General features: G+C 72.7%; 25 protein-coding genes and 1 pseudogene. 23 read left to right on the forward strand and 3 right to left on the reverse strand.

Features of this window, described 5'->3' with window-relative positions:
• Positions 1-173: 173 nt before the first annotated feature.
• The 3 genes and pseudogenes from D7294_RS33965 to D7294_RS16820 all read right to left on the reverse strand — a co-directional run.
• Positions 174-773 (reverse strand): annotated as a pseudogene (locus D7294_RS33965) (N-acetylmuramoyl-L-alanine amidase); the annotation flags it as partial.
• Positions 774-1,139: 366 nt separating this feature from the next.
• Entirely contained in the window at positions 1,140-2,405 is a 1,266-nt protein-coding gene (locus D7294_RS16810; protein WP_120680510.1) for a tyrosine-type recombinase/integrase, read from the reverse strand.
• A gap of 285 nt (positions 2,406-2,690) precedes the next feature.
• Positions 2,691-3,125 carry a helix-turn-helix transcriptional regulator gene (locus D7294_RS16820; RefSeq protein ID WP_120680514.1) on the reverse strand — a complete coding sequence of 145 codons (435 nt, stop codon included), beginning with the start codon at positions 3,123-3,125 and terminating at the stop codon, positions 2,691-2,693.
• Positions 3,126-3,293: 168 nt separating this feature from the next.
• Between D7294_RS16820 and D7294_RS16825 the strand changes: the two genes are divergently transcribed.
• The 23 genes from D7294_RS16825 (at position 3,294) to D7294_RS16925 (ending at position 16,546) form a co-directional block, all read left to right on the forward strand.
• Positions 3,294-3,548 (forward strand): helix-turn-helix domain-containing protein, encoded by a 255-nt coding sequence (locus D7294_RS16825; RefSeq protein ID WP_174248369.1) that lies wholly within the window; start codon positions 3,294-3,296, stop codon positions 3,546-3,548.
• A 1-nt stretch (position 3,549) separates the two neighbouring features.
• Positions 3,550-3,765: a helix-turn-helix domain-containing protein gene (locus tag D7294_RS16830; RefSeq protein WP_120680518.1), complete on the forward strand. Its 216-nt coding sequence runs from the start codon at positions 3,550-3,552 to the stop codon at positions 3,763-3,765.
• An 86-nt stretch (positions 3,766-3,851) separates the two neighbouring features.
• Positions 3,852-4,238, forward strand: coding sequence for a hypothetical protein (locus D7294_RS16835; RefSeq protein WP_120680520.1), 387 nt, complete (start codon positions 3,852-3,854; stop codon positions 4,236-4,238).
• Positions 4,235-4,786 carry a hypothetical protein gene (locus D7294_RS16840; protein WP_120680522.1) on the forward strand — a complete coding sequence of 184 codons (552 nt, stop codon included), beginning with the start codon at positions 4,235-4,237 and terminating at the stop codon, positions 4,784-4,786. Before D7294_RS16835 ends, D7294_RS16840 begins: the two co-directional genes overlap by 4 nt.
• Positions 4,787-4,952: 166 nt before the next feature.
• On the forward strand, positions 4,953-5,090 hold the full coding sequence (locus D7294_RS31965; RefSeq protein ID WP_158674640.1) for a hypothetical protein: 138 nt from the start codon (positions 4,953-4,955) through the stop codon (positions 5,088-5,090).
• Positions 5,087-5,275: a zinc finger domain-containing protein gene (locus tag D7294_RS16845; protein WP_120680524.1), complete on the forward strand. Its 189-nt coding sequence runs from the start codon at positions 5,087-5,089 to the stop codon at positions 5,273-5,275. The genes D7294_RS31965 and D7294_RS16845 overlap by 4 nt, the downstream gene beginning before the upstream one ends.
• Positions 5,275-6,147: a PD-(D/E)XK nuclease-like domain-containing protein gene (locus D7294_RS16850; RefSeq protein WP_120680526.1), complete on the forward strand. Its 873-nt coding sequence runs from the start codon at positions 5,275-5,277 to the stop codon at positions 6,145-6,147. Before D7294_RS16845 ends, D7294_RS16850 begins: the two co-directional genes overlap by 1 nt.
• Positions 6,144-6,974 carry a hypothetical protein gene (locus D7294_RS16855; RefSeq protein ID WP_120680528.1) on the forward strand — a complete coding sequence of 277 codons (831 nt, stop codon included), beginning with the start codon at positions 6,144-6,146 and terminating at the stop codon, positions 6,972-6,974. Before D7294_RS16850 ends, D7294_RS16855 begins: the two co-directional genes overlap by 4 nt.
• Complete coding sequence (locus D7294_RS16860; protein WP_120680530.1) at positions 6,974-7,168, forward strand: hypothetical protein; 195 nt, start codon at positions 6,974-6,976, stop codon at positions 7,166-7,168. The genes D7294_RS16855 and D7294_RS16860 overlap by 1 nt, the downstream gene beginning before the upstream one ends.
• Complete coding sequence (locus tag D7294_RS16865) at positions 7,165-7,596, forward strand: hypothetical protein (protein WP_120680532.1); 432 nt, start codon at positions 7,165-7,167, stop codon at positions 7,594-7,596. Before D7294_RS16860 ends, D7294_RS16865 begins: the two co-directional genes overlap by 4 nt.
• A 142-nt stretch (positions 7,597-7,738) precedes the next feature.
• Positions 7,739-7,951, forward strand: coding sequence for a phiSA1p31-related protein (locus D7294_RS16870; protein ID WP_120680534.1), 213 nt, complete (start codon positions 7,739-7,741; stop codon positions 7,949-7,951).
• Positions 7,948-8,190 (forward strand): hypothetical protein, encoded by a 243-nt coding sequence (locus D7294_RS16875; protein ID WP_120680536.1) that lies wholly within the window; start codon positions 7,948-7,950, stop codon positions 8,188-8,190. The genes D7294_RS16870 and D7294_RS16875 overlap by 4 nt, the downstream gene beginning before the upstream one ends.
• Before the next feature lie 75 nt (positions 8,191-8,265).
• Positions 8,266-8,655, forward strand: coding sequence for a hypothetical protein (locus D7294_RS16880; RefSeq protein WP_120680538.1), 390 nt, complete (start codon positions 8,266-8,268; stop codon positions 8,653-8,655).
• Positions 8,652-9,509, forward strand: coding sequence for a helix-turn-helix domain-containing protein (locus tag D7294_RS16885; RefSeq protein ID WP_120680540.1), 858 nt, complete (start codon positions 8,652-8,654; stop codon positions 9,507-9,509). Before D7294_RS16880 ends, D7294_RS16885 begins: the two co-directional genes overlap by 4 nt.
• A complete protein-coding gene (locus D7294_RS16890; RefSeq protein ID WP_174248370.1) occupies positions 9,506-9,778 on the forward strand; it encodes a WhiB family transcriptional regulator in 273 nt (90 codons plus the stop codon). The genes D7294_RS16885 and D7294_RS16890 overlap by 4 nt, the downstream gene beginning before the upstream one ends.
• Positions 9,779-10,349: 571 nt before the next feature.
• On the forward strand, positions 10,350-10,655 hold the full coding sequence (locus tag D7294_RS31585) for a hypothetical protein (RefSeq protein ID WP_147450847.1): 306 nt from the start codon (positions 10,350-10,352) through the stop codon (positions 10,653-10,655).
• Entirely contained in the window at positions 10,655-11,983 is a 1,329-nt protein-coding gene (locus D7294_RS16900) for an ATP-binding protein (RefSeq protein WP_120680546.1), read from the forward strand. The genes D7294_RS31585 and D7294_RS16900 overlap by 1 nt, the downstream gene beginning before the upstream one ends.
• Positions 11,984-12,030: 47 nt before the next feature.
• The gene (locus D7294_RS31970) at positions 12,031-12,177 is read left to right on the forward strand and encodes a hypothetical protein (protein WP_158674641.1); all 147 of its coding nucleotides are present in this window, start codon (positions 12,031-12,033) and stop codon (positions 12,175-12,177) included.
• Positions 12,174-13,874 (forward strand): DNA cytosine methyltransferase, encoded by a 1,701-nt coding sequence (locus D7294_RS16905; RefSeq protein ID WP_241562423.1) that lies wholly within the window; start codon positions 12,174-12,176, stop codon positions 13,872-13,874. The genes D7294_RS31970 and D7294_RS16905 overlap by 4 nt, the downstream gene beginning before the upstream one ends.
• 190 nt (positions 13,875-14,064) lie before the next feature.
• Positions 14,065-14,595: a VUT family protein gene (locus D7294_RS16910; protein ID WP_120680548.1), complete on the forward strand. Its 531-nt coding sequence runs from the start codon at positions 14,065-14,067 to the stop codon at positions 14,593-14,595.
• Positions 14,592-15,497 (forward strand): deazapurine DNA modification protein DpdA family protein, encoded by a 906-nt coding sequence (locus D7294_RS16915; protein ID WP_194117752.1) that lies wholly within the window; start codon positions 14,592-14,594, stop codon positions 15,495-15,497. The genes D7294_RS16910 and D7294_RS16915 overlap by 4 nt, the downstream gene beginning before the upstream one ends.
• A complete protein-coding gene (locus D7294_RS16920) occupies positions 15,490-15,693 on the forward strand; it encodes a hypothetical protein (RefSeq protein WP_120680550.1) in 204 nt (67 codons plus the stop codon). The genes D7294_RS16915 and D7294_RS16920 overlap by 8 nt, the downstream gene beginning before the upstream one ends.
• On the forward strand, positions 15,686-16,546 hold the full coding sequence (locus D7294_RS16925) for a hypothetical protein (RefSeq protein ID WP_120680552.1): 861 nt from the start codon (positions 15,686-15,688) through the stop codon (positions 16,544-16,546). Before D7294_RS16920 ends, D7294_RS16925 begins: the two co-directional genes overlap by 8 nt.
• Positions 16,547-16,681 lie beyond the last annotated feature (135 nt).

Below are 16,681 nucleotides of genomic sequence, written 5' to 3' on the forward strand. Positions count from 1 at the left end.
ACCCAGGCGCCGCCCTCGTGGGCGCGGTTGAAGTTGAGCGTCGTCCACTCGCCCGGCCGCACGGTGCGGGCGTAGTCCGTGGTGCTGAGCAGGGACCACTTCGGCATGGGGTCCTCTCCTTCCTTGTCCTGGCCGGAGGGCGGGGCTTCCCGGCTCCAGCCGGCCGGGTGCCGCAGGCGCTCGGCGACCCGGGAGCGCACGTCCTCCATGCCGATGCCGGGGCCGCGGGGGTCGATCTTGCCCGGCTGCCACTCCAGGTGGCCGATCACCGAGGTGTCGCCCGCCTTGCCCCAGCCGTGGGCGCGGCAGATCGCGGCCGAGGCCCGGACGATCGCCTCGACCTGGGCCGCCGGCCACGGGTCGCGGTTGTCGCCGAGGTTGACGCACTCGAAGCCGTAGAAGCGGGTGTTGCCGTCGGTGTCGGCCTCGTTGTCCGCGGGCAGTGCACGCTCGGCGATCACGGCGGCGAGGACGTCCCCGTCCCCCTTGCCCGCGTGGTTGGCGCGCCCGTGCCCGACGAGGTGGACCGTGCCGTCCTTCGCGATCACGCCGTGGCACAGCGGCCCCGGCAGGTCGGAGCGGCCGTCGTAGCACAGCTCCACCGAGGACTCGGTGCCCGAGGTGGCGGTGTGGTGGATCATCACCCCGTGCACCGGGCCCCACGGCCCCGCGCCGTTGCGGTTGTGCGTGCGCCAGCCGCGGTGCTCGACCAGCGTGACGCCCTCCTCCCGCAGCGCCGCGACCAGCGCGTCGGCCGAGAGCGGATCGGCCATGGCATAACCCCCTTCGGTGCGGCCGCGGGCACCCTTCGGCACTCCACGCGTTCTCCCAACTACTGTGAGCGTACGCGTGGTTGGCCGCTCGCGGCGGGCCGATGATGAATGCCTCCCCGCTGGGCGGGAAATTCAACGCCCGCCGCCCCGGAACGCCCGGGAACACACCCGCAAATACGGCGTGTGGCGTGGCCGTCCCCTCGGGGACGGCCACGCCACGAGTGGCGAAGGCCCCGGCCCCCCTTTTCGGGCGGCGGGGGCCTCGTGCGGGGGGCGCCCGCTGCCGGGCGCCGGCGGTCCGCGGTCCGGGCTCAGGCGCCCTGGCTCGCGTTCTCCGCCTGGAACATCCAGTGGTGAGTATCCGGTCTACGCACTGACCAGGCCAGATGCCACGCGAGTACCCTGGCCTTCCGGAATCATTCCGCCCGACAGGAATCCTTCCCGCCGGACCGCAGCCGCTTCCCGCGCCTTCCGCCTCGCGTCGTCCAGGACGCCGCGAGTGCGCTCCTCGGCCTCCGCCCAGAGGTGCGAATACACCCGCAGCGTGGTGAGCACGTCCTTGTGGCCCAGGCGCTTCTGTACGACCTTCGGATTCTCCCCGCCTGCGATGAGCACGGAGGCGTAATGATGCCTCAGCTCGTGCCAATGCCGTGCGGGCCCTCCGGCCCGCCGGCAGATGCTCTTCAGAGCCCAGTCGAGCGTCGACTCGCCGATCGGCTCCCCCCCTGGCATCGTGAACACGAGCCCCGCCCACTCGCCATCCACAGCTGGGGGGTGGGCAGTAACGTACTCGGCGAGCAGCGTGAGCGCCTCGTCGGTCAGCGGCAGAACCCGGCGGCCGGCGCCCGTCTTCAGGTCGTCGAAGTACAGCCCGCGCCCGCGCTCGTACACCAGCTGCTCCTCGACACGAAGCACCCCGCGCTCGCGGTCGATGCGGTCCACACGGAGCCCGCGGATCTCGCCCGATCGCAGGCCTGTCATCGCGGTCAGGTCGATCATCGCGCGCCACCGGACATGGTAGGCGGCGTCCACGAGTCCGAGGACCTCAGCCAGGTCTGGCGGGTCGACCGTGGACTCGACCAGCGTCGGCGCCTTGATGCCCGCGAACGGACTGACCGCGATCACGCGGTCGATCACCGCGAGCCGGAACACGGAGCGCACCCGGCGCGCGACGCTGTTCGGGGTGGAGCCGCTCAATTCGTACTTGGCGAGAAGGAGCTGCTGCCACGCGCCAGCCTCGGAGGGCTTGATGGAGCGGATCTCCCGCGTGCCCCACTCCGGGACCAGGTACCGGTTCAGGACCCCGCGGTACTCAATCTCGGTGCGGCCGTTGATGTTCTGCGCGGGCAGCCACGTGTCGAACGCATAGGTCTCAACCGTGACCTTCCCCGCCTTCGGGTCCACCCACGAGCCGGTCATCTTCGCCGACTCCTGCTTGATGATCTCCCGCTCCGCCTCCGCCGCCGTGCGGTGAAGACTGGTGCGCTCCCCGCCGTCGGGGCCGTCATAGCGGGCCTGCCACCGCTTCCCCTTACCGTGCGCCCGGCTGGCGACCTTGCCCTTGTGCTCGCCGCACTCTGGCTCACCGGGCTTCGGCCGGCTCTTGTGCCAGCGGTCAGCTACGTACCCCATCGAGCACCTCGCATATGGCCTGCCGACTGATCCCCCCAATGGTCAGCGCTCTCATGATCTCGGCGTGGCGCCCAAGATCAGCGACAGCCGCCCGACTGACGACAGCGAACGGCTGACCGCTGATCTTGACGCATACGGCTGAGACGGTGGGTGGGAACTCGTCGGTGACGATCACTGGTTTCACGTGCTGCCTGTGGTGCATGACGCGCCTCCCCGCTCGTCACCCGAGCGCCGTTGCTCGGGTCGGCAGCTTATCCCTGCGTAGACGGATCGTCACTAGTCGTCTTACATCGTCTTGTTTGGTTGCACGCCATCCGCCTGTGAAAACACCCCTAGTCGGCGCAGTTCGTCCATCGTGATGCCGATGGCCTCCCTCATCTCGGCCGCTGTGACGTGGTTGGTGGCGGTGACCATCGCCTTGGTCATGACGCTCTCCAGCATCTCCGCGTCGAGGACGGCAGGTCGCCCCCAGCCCTCTGGCGGGTCGCCGCCCTCGAGGATGGCCTCTATGGCCCGCGGGGGCCAGCCGAGCGCTCGCGCAATCTTCGGAAGCGTCGGTGGCATGCGCTTTTTCGGTGGCTCGCCTCTCTCTGCGGCCACGACCGCGAACGTTGATACATGCGCCCTCTCGGCGAGGGCGGCCTGCGTGAGCCCCTTGTCGCGGCGGCTCTCCCGAAGGGCTCGGGCGAGGCGCGCCCACCCTCCCGGATCTGTGTTCATCGCTGACCTCTCTGTGTGTGCCCGCCCCACCCGACTGGTGCGGGCAACAACCGGCAACAGTATCGGTCAATCACGGTCGACACGAGACGAGGACCCGCCATTACCACCGGATAGGCACGCTGCATACACGTCGACATCTACTTCGTCTTACGTAGTCGATGCTCGTCAATGTTCGTCTTGACTCGTCACACATCGCCTTCTATCGTCAGTGATGTGCAAGCCGATGGACCGCTGATCCGGCGGCTGCGCGAACGGGGTGGCTACGGCCTGCGCCGATTCGCTGCCACCGCCGACCTCTCCCCTGCTCACCTGTCACGCATCGAGCGGGGACTGCGCAACCCGACACCCGAAGTGCTCGCCCGCATAGCAGCCGCTCTCGGGCGAGAAATCGCCGAAATCGAGCCCCCACGACAGGAGACCTGACATGAGCGAGACGGGCACCGCCTCGCCCTACCTGAAGACGGCCGAAGTGGCCGTCCTGATCCGAAAGAAGCCGGACGCCGTGCGCCAGATGCGCCGACGCGGAACGGGGCCGAAGGGCGTCCGCATCGGGCGCGACGTGCTCTACGACCGGCGCGACGTCCTCGCATGGCTGGCCGCGAAGGCCGCCGCGGACGAACTGGCCCAGCGCGCTGCTTGAGGCGGCGTGGTGGCCGACGCCGGTGTGAGAGACCGGCGCCGACCTCGAACCCCACCTGATCAACCACTGAAGGAAGGAGGGGCCCGATGGCCCCCAGTATCCCCGACTCCGTGCGGTTCGACCCGGACCCGCACCCGTCTCTGCTGGTCCTCGCCAGCGGCCTGGCGAAGCATGTGGCCATCGACGGCCGCAGCCTCATCCTGCGTGGTGGCGACGGCCCCGTGCTCGTCGCCACCGCGGAGGGCCGTCACCTGGGCGTGATCTCGCCCACGCGCGCCGGCTTCGAGGCGGTGCCGGTGGCGGGGGAGCCGCTGCGCACGGCCCGGGAGGAGCGCGCGCTGCGCCACCTGATCGCCGCGGATGCGGTGCGCGCCCTGCACGACGCCCTGCCGCTCGGCCGCGCGGAGTTGCGGCACCTGCTCGACCGCGACGACGACCGGTACGCCGCGCTCGCGACGGGCGGTGCGCGATGACCGGGCAGCCGCCGCTGACGCCGCTGACGGCGGCCGAGCTGGACGAGATCCGCGCTCGCGCCGAGGCCGCGACCCCGGGCCACTGGGGAAGCGCCCGTGACGAGCAGGGCGCCTACGCCGTAGAGGCGCAGCCGCGGCTTGTGCTCGGTGTGGGGTCGCTGCACGACGGTGTGATCGCCGATGTCCATACCGGGTACAGCGATGCGGCATTCGTCGCCCGTGCCCGGACCGACATCCCCCGACTGCTCGCCGAGGTCGAGCGGCAGGCACGCGATCTGGAGAAGGCCCGCGAGATGGCCGCCGACCAGCTGCGGCAGATCGAGGCCCTGACCGACCAGCTCGCCGCCGCCCGGGCGACGGTCGCCGAGCAGCAGGACCAGCTGGCCGCCGTCCGGCCGGGCCGGGAGGACCTGGCCCGCGCCCGGCGTGAGGGCCGCGAGTGGCATGTCCACGGGCACGACCGGTGCACCTGCGACTCCGACGACCACACCCACGACAGCGGATGCCCGGAGTACGGGCGCCCGGCCGCCGAGGGTGAGGGCCGGTGACCGCCGAGACCTGTGGCGCCCCGCTGGCCCGGGGTGGCGAGTGCCCGCTCCCGGCCCGGCACCCGGGGCCGTGTGACCCGGTGGGCCTGAACCCCACCGGGCGGCCCCGCCGATCCTCCGCCGGGTCGCGCCGCCGCCACGCCAAGCGCGCCGGGGGTGAGGGCTGATGTGGGCGCAGACGTGGTGGCTCCTCGCCGCCGCCGTCGCCGGACTCGCGCTGATGCGCCTCGGCCTGGACGCGACGTGGCGCGACCGGCGCCTCACCCGCCGCGCCGCGCGCCGTCTGAGGGGGGGCCGCCGGTGAGCCGCCCCGCCCCCGACAGCGCGCCCGCGTGGGCCCTGCCGCAGCTCGCGGTGGCCTGCCCCACCTGCGGGGCCACGCCGGGCCACCTGTGCACGAGCCACGGGGGCACCCGGCCACGCCTCTACGACACCCACCAGACCCGCACCACCACGTGGGCGGCACAGCGGAAGGGCGGTACCGCCTGATGACGAGCACCCTGCCGGCCGGGACGGAAGTCCCGGCCGGCGGGCCCCGGGTGGTCGAGAACATGCCCGAGGCCGAGTACCACGCCCACCCCGCCCTCTCCTCCACCGGCGCGAGGCGGCTGCTGCCGCCGTCCTGCCCCGCGCTGTTCGCCTACGAGCGCGAGCACCCGCCGCAACCGAAGGCCGCGTTCGAACACGGGCGCGCCGCGCACCGGCTCGTCCTCGGCGACGGCCCCGACCTCGTGCGCGTCGATTTCGACGACTGGCGCACGAAGGCCGCCCGCGCCGAGCGCGAGGAGGTGCGGGCCGCGGGCGGCCTGGCGCTGCTGCCCGACGACTACGACCAGGTGCAGGCCATGGCCGCCGCCATCCGCCAGCACCCGGTCGCCGGCGCCCTCTTCGCTCCCGGCAGCGGCCAGCCCGAGCTGTCGCTGTTCTGGCCGGACGCGGCAACCGGCGTGGAGTGCCGGGCCCGCCTGGACTGGGCCCGCACCCCGGAGCCGGGACGGCGCCTGATCGTGCCGGACTACAAGACCGCCGCCGACGCCTCCCCAGACGGGATCACGAAGGCGGTCGCCGCCTGGGGCTACCACCAGCAGGCCGCCTGGTACCTCGACGGGGTCCGCGCCTGCGGCCTCGGCGGCGAGGACGCGGTGTTCCTGCTGGTCGTGCAGGAAAAGGCGCCGCCGTACCTGGTGACGGTCGCGCAGATCGTGCCGTCGTCGCTGCAACTCGGCGCGGCCCGCAACCACCGCGCCCGCCAGATCTTCGCCGAGTGCACCGCCTCGGGCCGCTGGCCCGGCTACGCCGACCAGCCCGTCCCCATCTCTCTGCCCACCTGGGCCGCCATCCGAGACGAGGAGTACCTGTGACCCAGCCCATCGAGCGCACGGCCCCCGCGCCGGCCCCGGCCCCGGCCCGGATCGGACAGGGGACCGCTGTCGAGCAGTCCCGAGCCGCCGCCGAGGTGCAGGCCGCCGTGGTCGTCGCCCAGCAGTGCCCGCGCAGCCTCCAGGGCGCGCTCGCCGAGATGCGCGAGTCGTGCAGGCAGACGTTCCTCGCCGAGCGGGCGTTCTTCCGCTACTCCCGCGCCGGGTCAACCGTCACCGGGGCGTCCGTTCACCTCGCCCGCGAGCTGGCCCGCTGCTGGGGGAACGTCCAGTACGGCCTCGTGGAGTTGCGCCGCGACGACGAGTTCGGCCAGTCGGAGATGCAGGCGTTCGCCTGGGACGTCGAGAAGAACTCCCGCAACAGCTCCACGTTCATCGTGCCGCACCGCCGCGACACCAAGGGCGGTCCGAAGCAGCTCACGGACATGCGGGACATCTACGAGAACAACGCCAACAACGGCGCCCGCCGGGTCCGGGAGGCGATCTTCGCGATCCTGCCGCCCTGGTTCGTCGAGGAGGCCAAGGAGCTGTGCTCGAAGACGCTCCGAGACGGCGGCGGAAAGCCGCTGCCGCAGCGGATCGCCGACGCGATCAGGGTGTTCGAGGGCCTGGGCATCACCGCTGATCGGATCGAGGCCAAGCTCGGCCGGCCATCCGCGAAGTGGACCGAGCACGACGTGGCGCAGCTGATCGTCACCTACAAGTCGTTGCAGCGCGGCGAGATCACGGCCGACGAGGAGTTCCCGGCCGCCCCGGTGACGGCCGAGGAGATCACCGGCCACGCCCCGGCCGCGGACGGCGGTGCGTGATGGGCGCCTACCTGCCGCTGATCGTGACCGCCGTCCTGCTGGCCGGCGTGGGGGCCGCGCTGGTGTACGCGGGCTCGACCCGGGCCGGGCGGGTCCTGACCGGCGCCGCCGACCTCGGGCCGGTCCCGCCCCCGGTCGAGCGGCCGGACTGGCACGCCGAGTTGACCGAGCGCGCCGAGGGGAGCGACCGGTGAGCCCCGACGACTACGACGCGCTGTTCGCCGAGTCCCGCGACCGGCGCCCCTTCGCCAACGGCACCGAGGGCTATGGCTGGCTGGACGCGAATTGCTCGACCTGCATCCACGAGGGGCCGTCACGGCAAGGGCACGAGGAACAGGGCTGTCCGCTGGTCCTGCTGGCCCTGGTCGGCCGGACCCCGGCGCAGTGGCTCGACGGGCCGCGGGACGCCGAGGGCCGCTACGGCATCGCGGACCAGTACCGCTGCATCGAGTACCGGCACGAGAACGACGCCGGGCCCGAACCGCGCCCCGTACCGGAGCCGCCCGGGCAGCTGACGCTCGGCCCGCGGGAGCCGCTGGAGGGCGTGCGGATGCTCACCGCCCTGACCGAGCCCCTGCCGCAGGTCCTCGCCGCCAACCACGTCACGGACGGAGGCGAGTGATGCGCATGCGGATCACGGCCACCGCGTGGCCCATCCCCGGCCTGCGCCTCGGCCCCGACAGCACCCCCTTCTGACTGGTCCCGCCGGGCCGTGACCGCACACCGGCCCGGCGGGACCCCCAACACCCCACTTGGAGAGCTACATGCGCACCACCAGCCCGTCCGTTGTCGTCTACGACGGCCGCACCTACCGGTCCAGCGTGACCTACAGCGCGGCGGACGGCGGCACCTGGAGCTACGTCGGGATCTGCGACGGCACCTCGCTGTGGGCCCGCGACTCGGAACCCGACCTGGCGTGGCCGCTCGCCGCCGTCATCGACGAGGTCGGGCCCCTGTCCGAGGCAGGCACCCGGTGAGCCGCCCCTTCCCGACAGCCGCCACCTGCACCTGCGACCAGACCCGCGGCGCCGCATGCCCCGTCCACGGGCCGGAGCCGGACGCCCCCATCCACACCCCAGCCCGCGGGCGCACCGCGCTCCTCGCCGCCGGGACCGCCCTCACCGCGGTCCTGCTGCTGACCGGCTGCGGCCCCACCCACGCCCCCGCCCCCGCACCGTCCGAGGGCACCGCCGGCGGCGCGAGCGGCCAGCCGTGATCCACAGCCGCCCCTGCCCGCCCGAACCGGGCGGGGGCGGCCACCCCGAACCGTACCGCCCGAGAGGAGCACGCCATGCCCCGACTCACGCCCACCACCGGCCAACTCCAGTTCCCCACCGTCATCCACGGCACCGTCAACCCGGCCGCCGGCGAGGCTGCCAAGCAGGTCGGCACGGCCCGCGCCGAGGCCGCCACCGACGTCTCCTGGGCCGAGGCGTGCGACGCCGCCATAGAGACCATGGCGGCCCGCGGTTTCCCCTTCCAGGCGGCCGACCTCATCGCCGAGGGCCTAGTCGACGAGCCCGAGCACCCCAACCAGTGGGGCGCCCGCTTCGGCGCCGCCGCCCGCCACGGCATCATCCGCGACGCCGGAGCCGTCCCGAGCAAGCGCGCCACCGTCCACAAGAGCCTCTGCAAGCAGTGGATCGGCGTCCGCGCGGCCCGCGGGGAGGTGGCGGAGTGAGCAGCGCGATCCCGGCCAGGCCCACCCGCGGCGTCATCAGCCCGCTCGCCCCCCACGGCACCACCGCCCGCGCCAAGGGCCGCCCGGCACAAGGCATCGGCGGATGCAACTGCCCCAAGTGCACCGCTGCCCTGCGGCGTTACGACACATGGCGGCGACTCCAAGCCCTCAACGGCACGCCCCTCACCGTGCCGGTCGCCGAAGTCTCCGCCCACCTCCGACTCCTCATGGACGCCGGCGCCGGCTGGAACCAACTCCAAGACGCGACGGGCAGCTCGAGTAGCACCCTCGCGGCCATCCTCCACGGCAAGTACAAGAAGGTCACCCGCGGCACCGCGCAGCGCATCCTCGCCCTGTCGCCCGGCGACGCCGTCCCCCCGCGGCGAGCGGTCGACGCCACCGGCAGCATTCGCCGCGCCCGAGCCCTCATGGCGGCCGGCCACACCAGCAAGGTCATCGCCAGTCGCGCCGGGGTGGACCACACCGTGCTCTACGCGCTGATCAACGCCCGCTGCGACACAGTCACCAAGTTCACCGCCGAGCGCATCGCCGACGCCTACAACGCCCTCTCCCAGCAGCAGGGGCCCAACGTCCGGGCCATAAGGCGAGCCCAGCGGCTCGGCTGGCAGGACCCGCTGTTCTGGGAGGACTGCGGCCAGATCGACAACCCGGAGTACGACCCCGCCAGCGTCACGGTGGAGACCACGAGCGGCGCCGAACTGGCTGAAGAGGCCGCCTGGATGGAGTCCCACGGCTACACGCGCGAGCAAGCCGCGTACCGGCTCGGCGTCACCAAGTCGTACCTCGACCAGTGCATCCGCCGCTGGCCCCAGCGCTACGGGGAGGCGGCGTGACCAGCCACGACTGGGAGCGGTCCGCGGTCTGCCGCACCACGGACCCCGAACTCTGGTTCCCGCCGCCGGGCGACAACGGCATCCGCGCCATCCGCATCTGCCGCCGCTGCCCCGTCCGGCGCGCCTGCCTGGACGCCGCCCTCGCCGAGGAAGGCACCGCGGGCGCCGACCGGCGACACGGCATCCGCGGCGGCCTCACCCCCACGGCACGCGCACAGACGCAGCCACGGCAGGCCGCCCGCGACCGAGCCAGCACGCCAACCAACTGACCAGCGAGAGAAGGAACCCATGGGCTACCAGCTGCGCCGCCTGCTGAGGGAGGCGCTCGGCCCCGAGATCACCGGCCTCCAGCGCGCTGTGGCCCTGGAGATCGCCGATGACGCGCACGAGACGTCTCGCGAGAGCTACGCCGTGCTGGATGACCTTGCCCGGTGGACTGGGGCAAAGGACGCCACGGTGGTGCGGAACGCGCTCAAGAGGCTGGCAGCGGCCGGCTGGGAGTTCCGGGTGCCGATCGGCAAGGGCGCGGATGGCAGGGTCCTGTATGCCGTTCCCGGCAGGCGAATGACGTTCAAGGTTCCCCCCTTTGAAGGGGTAGCCGTGGCTACCCCTTCGGAAGGCAAGGGGGAGCGGGGGCTACCCCAAGGGGGAGCCACGGCTCCTTCAGAAGGAGCAGGGGCTCCCCCTTCACCCCCCCAAGGGGGAGCAGGGGCTCACTCAGAAGGAGCCACGGCTCACTCTGAAGGAGCCGTGGCTCCCCCCTTCTCCTCATACACCTCACCTCCTCATATCAATGTGGGCGACGAGCAAGCGGCTCCGGGCGACCGCTACCCGGCCCAAGTGCTTCCCCTTGTGCACGCGATGAGCGCCAGCGGCTTCCCCAACATCCGGTGGCCCTGGGAAGGCAGCGGGTGGTTCCCGATCATCGCGCTCATCAAAGCGGTCGGCGTCCAGGCGATGGTCGAGTACGCCCACCGCGCCGCCGCTAACGCGCCCCAAGCGGTCACCTCCGCCAAGTACTTCCTCCGCGGCTGGCAGGAACTCCCGCCGGCGCCCCCCGAGGACACCCCCGTCTACCGGCCCACCCCGCACCTGCGTGCCGTAGGCGCCCCCTACAGCAACCCCGAAGACCGAGGGATTTTTTGATGACCACCGAGATCGCCTGGGAGCCCGCTCTCGACCCCGCACCGTTCGAGCGCACCCCACCCCACGACCCCGTCGCCGAGATGAGCGTCCTCGGCGCCTGCCTCCTCAGCTCGGAGGCATGCCGCGCCGTCCTGGACTTCCTCAACCCCGCCGCCTTCTACGAGCGCCGGCATGAGGACATCTTCAACGGCATCGGCCGCATGCACGCCACCGGCCAGCCCATCGACCCCATCACCCTCGCCAAGCACCTCGCCGACTCCGGCGACCTTGCACGCGTCGGCGGCCCCGGCTACATCCACCAACTCGCCCGCGCCGTGCCCACCGCTGCGAACGGCGAGTACTACGCCGAGATCGTCGAAGACCGCTACCTGCGCCGCGAACTGATCAAGCTCGGTACCTCCGTCGTCACCATGGGCTACGCCACCGACGACGACACCTACGACCTCGTCGAACGCGCCGTCGCCATGGCCCGCGAACTCCGCGACCGCGGGCAGGCCACCGACGACCTGCCGACCGAGGACCTGCTCGACTTCGTGCAGCACGAGGACAACTACGACTGGATCGTGCCCGGGCTCCTCGAGCGCGGCGACCGGCTGATCCTCACCGCGAGCGAGGGCGGCGGCAAGTCAACCTTGCTGCGGCAGATCGCGGTATGCCTGGCAGCCGGCATCCACCCGTTCGACCCGGCAACCTACACCGACCCGGTGCGTGTGCTGGTGCTCGACTGCGAGAACGGCGAGCCGGCCTCCCGCCGCAAGTACCGGCCGCTGCTCAATGCGGCCGAGCGGGCGAAGCGGGGCCTGCGCCGCGGCCAATTCCACATCGAGTGCCGCCCCGCAGGCGTCGACCTCACCCGCCCCGCCGATCGCGCCTGGGTGATGCGCCGCGTCGAGCGGCTCATGCCGGACGTGCTGATCGTCGGCCCCGTGTATCGCCTCCACGCCGGCAACCCCAACGACGAGGAACTCGCCCGCAAGGTCTCCGTGGTCATCGACGAGGCCAGGGCCACCGCCGGCTGCGCCGTCCTCATGGAGGCCCACTCCCCGCACGGCGGACCGGTCGGCCCCCGCTCCCTCCGCCCCCTCGGCAGCAGTCTGTGGATGCGCTGGCCCGAGTTCGGCTTCGGCCTGCGCCCCGTCGAGGACGAGAAGTCGGCGGCCAACGAGCCAGGTGCACGCGGGCGCCGAGTCGTTCCCTGGCGCGGCATGCGCGACGAGCGGGACTGGCCGCAGTTCGTGAAGCAGGGCCAGAGCTGGCCGTGGGAGTCCTACCGCCCGGTCGACGCCGACCAGTTCACCGGCTACTCGGCGACGGGAGCGATCTGGTGACGGACTCCTGCCCTGCCTGCCTGCGGCGAGGCATACACCCGTGCGCGGTGCGCTCACGCGGCGCGGCCACGGTCTACGGCTACCGCTGCCCCGCCTGCTGCCACGCCTGGGTCACCAGCCGCCTCAACGCCGCATACCGGAGAGCCACCAGCCACCCCAGCCGTATCGCCGAACCCGAGAGGACCAGCCCGTGACCGCCTACCGACACGACGACGACGCCCTGACCGTTATGGACTGGTTCTGTGGCGCTGGCGGCTCCAGCCAGGGCGCCCACGCCGTCCCTGGCGTCCGGGTCGAGCGCGCCGCGAACCACTGGTCGCTGGCCATCGAGTCCCACGCCGCGAACTTCCCCGGCACCGACCACTACCGCGGCGACATCCGCGAGGCCCCCGTCGAGCGCTGGCCCGTCACCGACATCTTCTGGGCCTCCCCCGAGTGCCCGCAGTGGTCGAACGCCCGCGGCAAGAAGCGTGACTTCGACGCGTCCTTGCAGGCCGCCCTGTTCGACGGCTTCGGCCCGTCGGAGGAAGTCGAGCGGTCCCGGGCCCTGATGGAGGAAGTCCCGATGTACCTGCGCGGCGTGATCGAGCGCGGCGGTCTCGTCAAGGCTGGCGTAGTCGAGAATGTGATCGACGTCCGTGCCTGGGACCAGTGGGACCGCTGGCTCGGCGAGATCCGCAAGCTCGGCTACGACACCCGCGTCATCGCCCTCAACAGCATGCACGCTGAGCCCCGCACGGTGCACCGGGCGCCGCAGTCCCGGGACCGCCTGTACGTCGCCTACTGGCACCGGACGCTGCGGCGGGCCCCGGACTGGGACAAGTGGCTGCGCCCCACCGCCTGGTGCGGCTCGTGCGAGCAGTGGGTCCGCGCGGTGCAGGTGTTCAAGACCCCCGGCCGGGACATGGGCCGCTACCGGCAGCAGTACGTCTACCGCTGCCCCAGCACGGCCTGCCGCAACAGCGTGGTCGAGCCCGAGACGCTCCCCGCCGCCGTCGCGATCGACTGGTCGATCCCCGGCCAGCGCATCGGCGACCGGGCCAAGCCCCTCGCCGCGAAGACCCTCGCCCGCATCGAGGCCGGCCTCAAGAGGTTCACCCGGCCGATCACGCTGGAGGCCGCAGGCAACACCTTCGAACGACGGCCCGGCGTCCGCACCTGGCCCATCGATGCGCCGCTCACGACGCAGACCACGACCGCGACGAAGGCCCTCGCCATCCCCCCGCTGCTCGTCCCGGTCGAGGGTCGCGACGGGAAGGAGCCCGCCCCCGCGACGGCGCCGCTGCGCACCCAGACCGCCCGGAACGAGACCGGGCTCGCGTGGCTGCCGTTCGTCGCCGAGCTGCGCGGCGGCGGCTCCGTCGCCCGCCCCGTCAGCGAGGCCCTCGCCACGGTCACCGCGTCGGGCAACCACCACGGCCTCGTCACCCCGCCGACCGCGATGGTGATGCGGAACAACAGCTCCCGGGGCGACGGCGGCGAGCACTGCACCCCGGTGGCCGAGCCGCTGCGCACGCTGACGACGGCCGGCCACCAGTCCCTCATCACCTGGGAGCACCTGCTGGTCCCGTACTACGGCAACGGCGCCGCCCGGCCCGTCTCCGAGCCGGTGGGCACTCTGTCCACCCGCGACCGGTACGCCCTCGTCAAGGGCTCCGTCGACGTCGACGACGTGCTGTTCCGCATGCTGGAGCCGCACGAGATCGGCCGCGCCATGAGCTTCGCGGACCAGTACATCGTCCTTGGCTCCAAGCGGGAGCGCGTCCGCCAGTACGGCAACGCCGTCACCCCGAACGCCGCCGAGGTCATCATCTGCGCCCTCGTCGAGGCCATCACCGGCGCCGAGCTGGAGCGGCATGCGCCCGCCCCGGCGATGGAGGCTGCCGCATGACCGCCGCCCGCTGCCGCGCGTGCCGCAGGGCCCTGCGCCGCCCGTCCGAGGACGGCTACGGCCCCGTCTGCCGCCGGCGCCTCGCCCCCAGCCCCGGACCGACACCCGGCCACACGGACAGGCCAGAGCCGGGGCCCGGGCAGACCGCCATCCCCGTACCCGCCCACCAACCGAGCCTCTGGAGCCTGTGATGACCCCAGCTCGTCTCGCCCTCGCCTCCACCACGCTGGCGGCCTACATCGTGACGATCCCCGCCGCGAACTGGCTCGTGACCGAGTTCGGCGCGCAGCCGGTCGGCTTCGGCCAGACCGCCCCTGCCGGGGTCTACATGGCCGGCCTCGCCCTGGTCTTGCGGGACCTTGCCCGGGAGGCGGCAGGCCGTGCTGCGGTGCTGGCTGCAATCGCCGCCGGGACGCTGCTGTCGTACCTGCTGGCCGACGAGCAGCTGGCAACCGCCTCTGCAATCGCGTTCGCCACCGCCGAGCTGCTGGACTTCGCGGTGTACGAACCGCTGCGCCGCCGCGGCCTGGCCACCGCGCTCGCCGCCTCCAACGCGGCCGGCGCGGGCGCCGACTCGCTGCTGTTCCTGTGGCTGGCGTTCGGCTCGCTCTCGTTCCTGCCGGGGCAGCTGCTCGGCAAGGCGTGGATGACCGCGCTCGCGCTCGCCGTGCTCGCGGGCATCCGGGCCGCCCGCCGATCACGCGCGGGGGTGACGGCGTGACGACGTTCTACCTCGGCGTGCCGCCCGCGTGGCTGCACCGTTCCGAGTTCGCCGGCATCCCGATGTTCGTGTCGAACCGGCCGCTGTCGCGGCTGCGGCGCCTGTCCCGCGCGCTCGGCCCGGTCGCCGTGGACTCCGGAGGGTTCTCCGAACTGTCCGAGCACGGCTCATGGGACCACGGCCCCACACCTCGCCGGTACGCCGCACAGGTCGCTCGCTACCGCGACGACATCGGTATCCGCTGGGCTGCCCCGCAGGACTGGATGTGCGAGCCGTGGATCGTCGCCAAGACCGGCCTGTCCGTGGTCGAGCACCAGCGGCGCACCATCGGCTCCTACCTGGACCTGAAGGGCATCGACGCGACACTGCCGATCGCCCCCGTGATCCAGGGCTGGCAGATCGCAGACTACGAGCGGCACATCGCCATGTACGAGCAGGCGGGTGTCGACCTCCGCGCCCAGCCCATCGTCGGCATCGGCTCGGTGTGCCGCCGGCAGGGCACCCGCGAAGCCGCCGAGCTGGTAACCCGCATCGCCGACCACGGGATCGCCTTGCACGGCTTCGGCTTCAAGATCGACGGCTTGCGGGAAGTCGGCGACCGCTTCGCCTCCGCCGACTCCATGGCCTGGGCCTACGCCGGCCGCCGCGAACGCGCCGGCTGCGACTACCGCTCACCCGGGAGCCGCGGACCGCACAAGAACGAAGCCAACTGCCCCCGCTACGCGCTCGCCTGGCGCCGCAAGGCACTCGCCGCACTGGCTACGCCACGCGCACGGCAGTTGACGTTCGACGCGCTGGCGCTCGACGCGCTCCGCACCCTCACCCCGGCGCAGCAGGCGGCGAAGGCGGCCGAACTGCGAGCCCTGACTGCCACCACCGCCGAGGAGACCGACCGTGCCTGACCCGTACCGCGTGACCCGCAGCCCTCACAGCCGCGCCACCCCGTGGCAGTGGCGCTGCGAAGCCGTCGTCACCACCGGCCTCGTCGCGGCGCGCTGCGGCGCGTGGGGCCTGGGCCGCACCCGCGCCGCCGCCGACGACGCCGGCCGCGAGCACGTCGCCGACGCCCACCCCACCGAGGAGACCCGCCGTGTCTGACGTCCTGCCGGACTACCTCGTCCGCTACCTGGAGCAGCGCGCCCAGCAGCGCGCCGACGCCGTGAACGCCGTCCTCGCCCGGCTCACCGACCGCGAACAGGCCCTCGCCCGGGAGGCCGCCGTCATGGGGTACGCCCAGGGGCGCCGCCACCCGGAGGGCGAACCGCACCCCACGAACAGCCAGGTGCTCGCCGAGGTGATCGACGCCTGCCTCTCGTTCGCCGACCTGTACCCCACCATCAACGCCGTGGCCGCCCCCGAGGAGCCGACCATCACGCCCGCCGGCTTGCGCGAGCGGATCGCCGAGGCGCTCGACGACCTGTACGTGCGGCGCGACTTCGACGCCGAGGAGTTCGCCGACGCCGTACTGGCCGTGGTCGAGCGGTACACCGAGCAGCTTGCCGCCGGCCGCGAGACCGCCCTCGCCAAGGCACACGAGATCGAGGCCGATCGCGACCGGCTCGCCGACCAACTCGGCCACCTGGAACGCGCCACCATCCCCGAACTCGGCCGCGCCATCGCCAGCCAGAAGGCAGCCAAGCAGCGGTGGCACGTGCGCGCCGAGAAGGCCGAGGCCGAGGTGAAGCGCCTCACCGGCCTGCTCGCCGAGTACGCCGAGGCCGCGTACAAGACCGCCGCCGGAGCCGCCGACCGCTTCCGCGATGTCCTCTGCGAAGTCCTCGGCCACCCCACCGAGAACCCCGGCGACAACGCCCTCGTCGCCCAACTCCGTGCGCACCACGGCAAGGCCGGCCCGGAGCCCACCGCATGGCGGGACCGCCTCGTCGGCTACGAGGCGACCCGGGACCAGATCAACGCCGCCGCCCTCAACGACACCGACACCCCGCAGTAACCCCTGGTGGCCCGGCCGCGCACCGGCCGGGCCACCCCCGACACCGACGCTGGGGGACGCCGAGAGCCCCAGCGCACCCGGGAGAGGCCACAGGCGGCCCTCTCGCGCCCGAACTCCCCCTCCAGGCACCCGAGT

This window comes from Streptomyces hoynatensis (assembly GCF_003626535.1).
GTDB lineage: Bacteria > Actinomycetota > Actinomycetes > Streptomycetales > Streptomycetaceae > Streptomyces > Streptomyces hoynatensis.

Bases quoted from the DNA above. Each gene is read 5' to 3' on its own strand.
- D7294_RS16810 (WP_120680510.1), bottom strand. From the start codon at position 2,405: ATGGGGTACGTAGCTGACCGCTGGCACAAGAGCCGGCCGAAGCCCGGT.
- D7294_RS16820 (WP_120680514.1), bottom strand. From the start codon at position 3,125: ATGAACACAGATCCGGGAGGGTGGGCGCGCCTCGCCCGAGCCCTTCGG.
- D7294_RS16825 (WP_174248369.1), top strand. From the start codon at position 3,294: ATGTTCGTCTTGACTCGTCACACATCGCCTTCTATCGTCAGTGATGTG.
- D7294_RS16830 (WP_120680518.1), top strand. From the start codon at position 3,550: ATGAGCGAGACGGGCACCGCCTCGCCCTACCTGAAGACGGCCGAAGTG.
- D7294_RS16835 (WP_120680520.1), top strand. From the start codon at position 3,852: ATGGCCCCCAGTATCCCCGACTCCGTGCGGTTCGACCCGGACCCGCAC.
- D7294_RS16840 (WP_120680522.1), top strand. From the start codon at position 4,235: ATGACCGGGCAGCCGCCGCTGACGCCGCTGACGGCGGCCGAGCTGGAC.
- D7294_RS31965 (WP_158674640.1), top strand. From the start codon at position 4,953: ATGTGGGCGCAGACGTGGTGGCTCCTCGCCGCCGCCGTCGCCGGACTC.
- D7294_RS16850 (WP_120680526.1), top strand. From the start codon at position 5,275: ATGACGAGCACCCTGCCGGCCGGGACGGAAGTCCCGGCCGGCGGGCCC.
- D7294_RS16860 (WP_120680530.1), top strand. From the start codon at position 6,974: ATGGGCGCCTACCTGCCGCTGATCGTGACCGCCGTCCTGCTGGCCGGC.
- D7294_RS16870 (WP_120680534.1), top strand. From the start codon at position 7,739: ATGCGCACCACCAGCCCGTCCGTTGTCGTCTACGACGGCCGCACCTAC.
- D7294_RS16880 (WP_120680538.1), top strand. From the start codon at position 8,266: ATGCCCCGACTCACGCCCACCACCGGCCAACTCCAGTTCCCCACCGTC.
- D7294_RS16900 (WP_120680546.1), top strand. From the start codon at position 10,655: ATGACCACCGAGATCGCCTGGGAGCCCGCTCTCGACCCCGCACCGTTC.
- D7294_RS16910 (WP_120680548.1), top strand. From the start codon at position 14,065: ATGACCCCAGCTCGTCTCGCCCTCGCCTCCACCACGCTGGCGGCCTAC.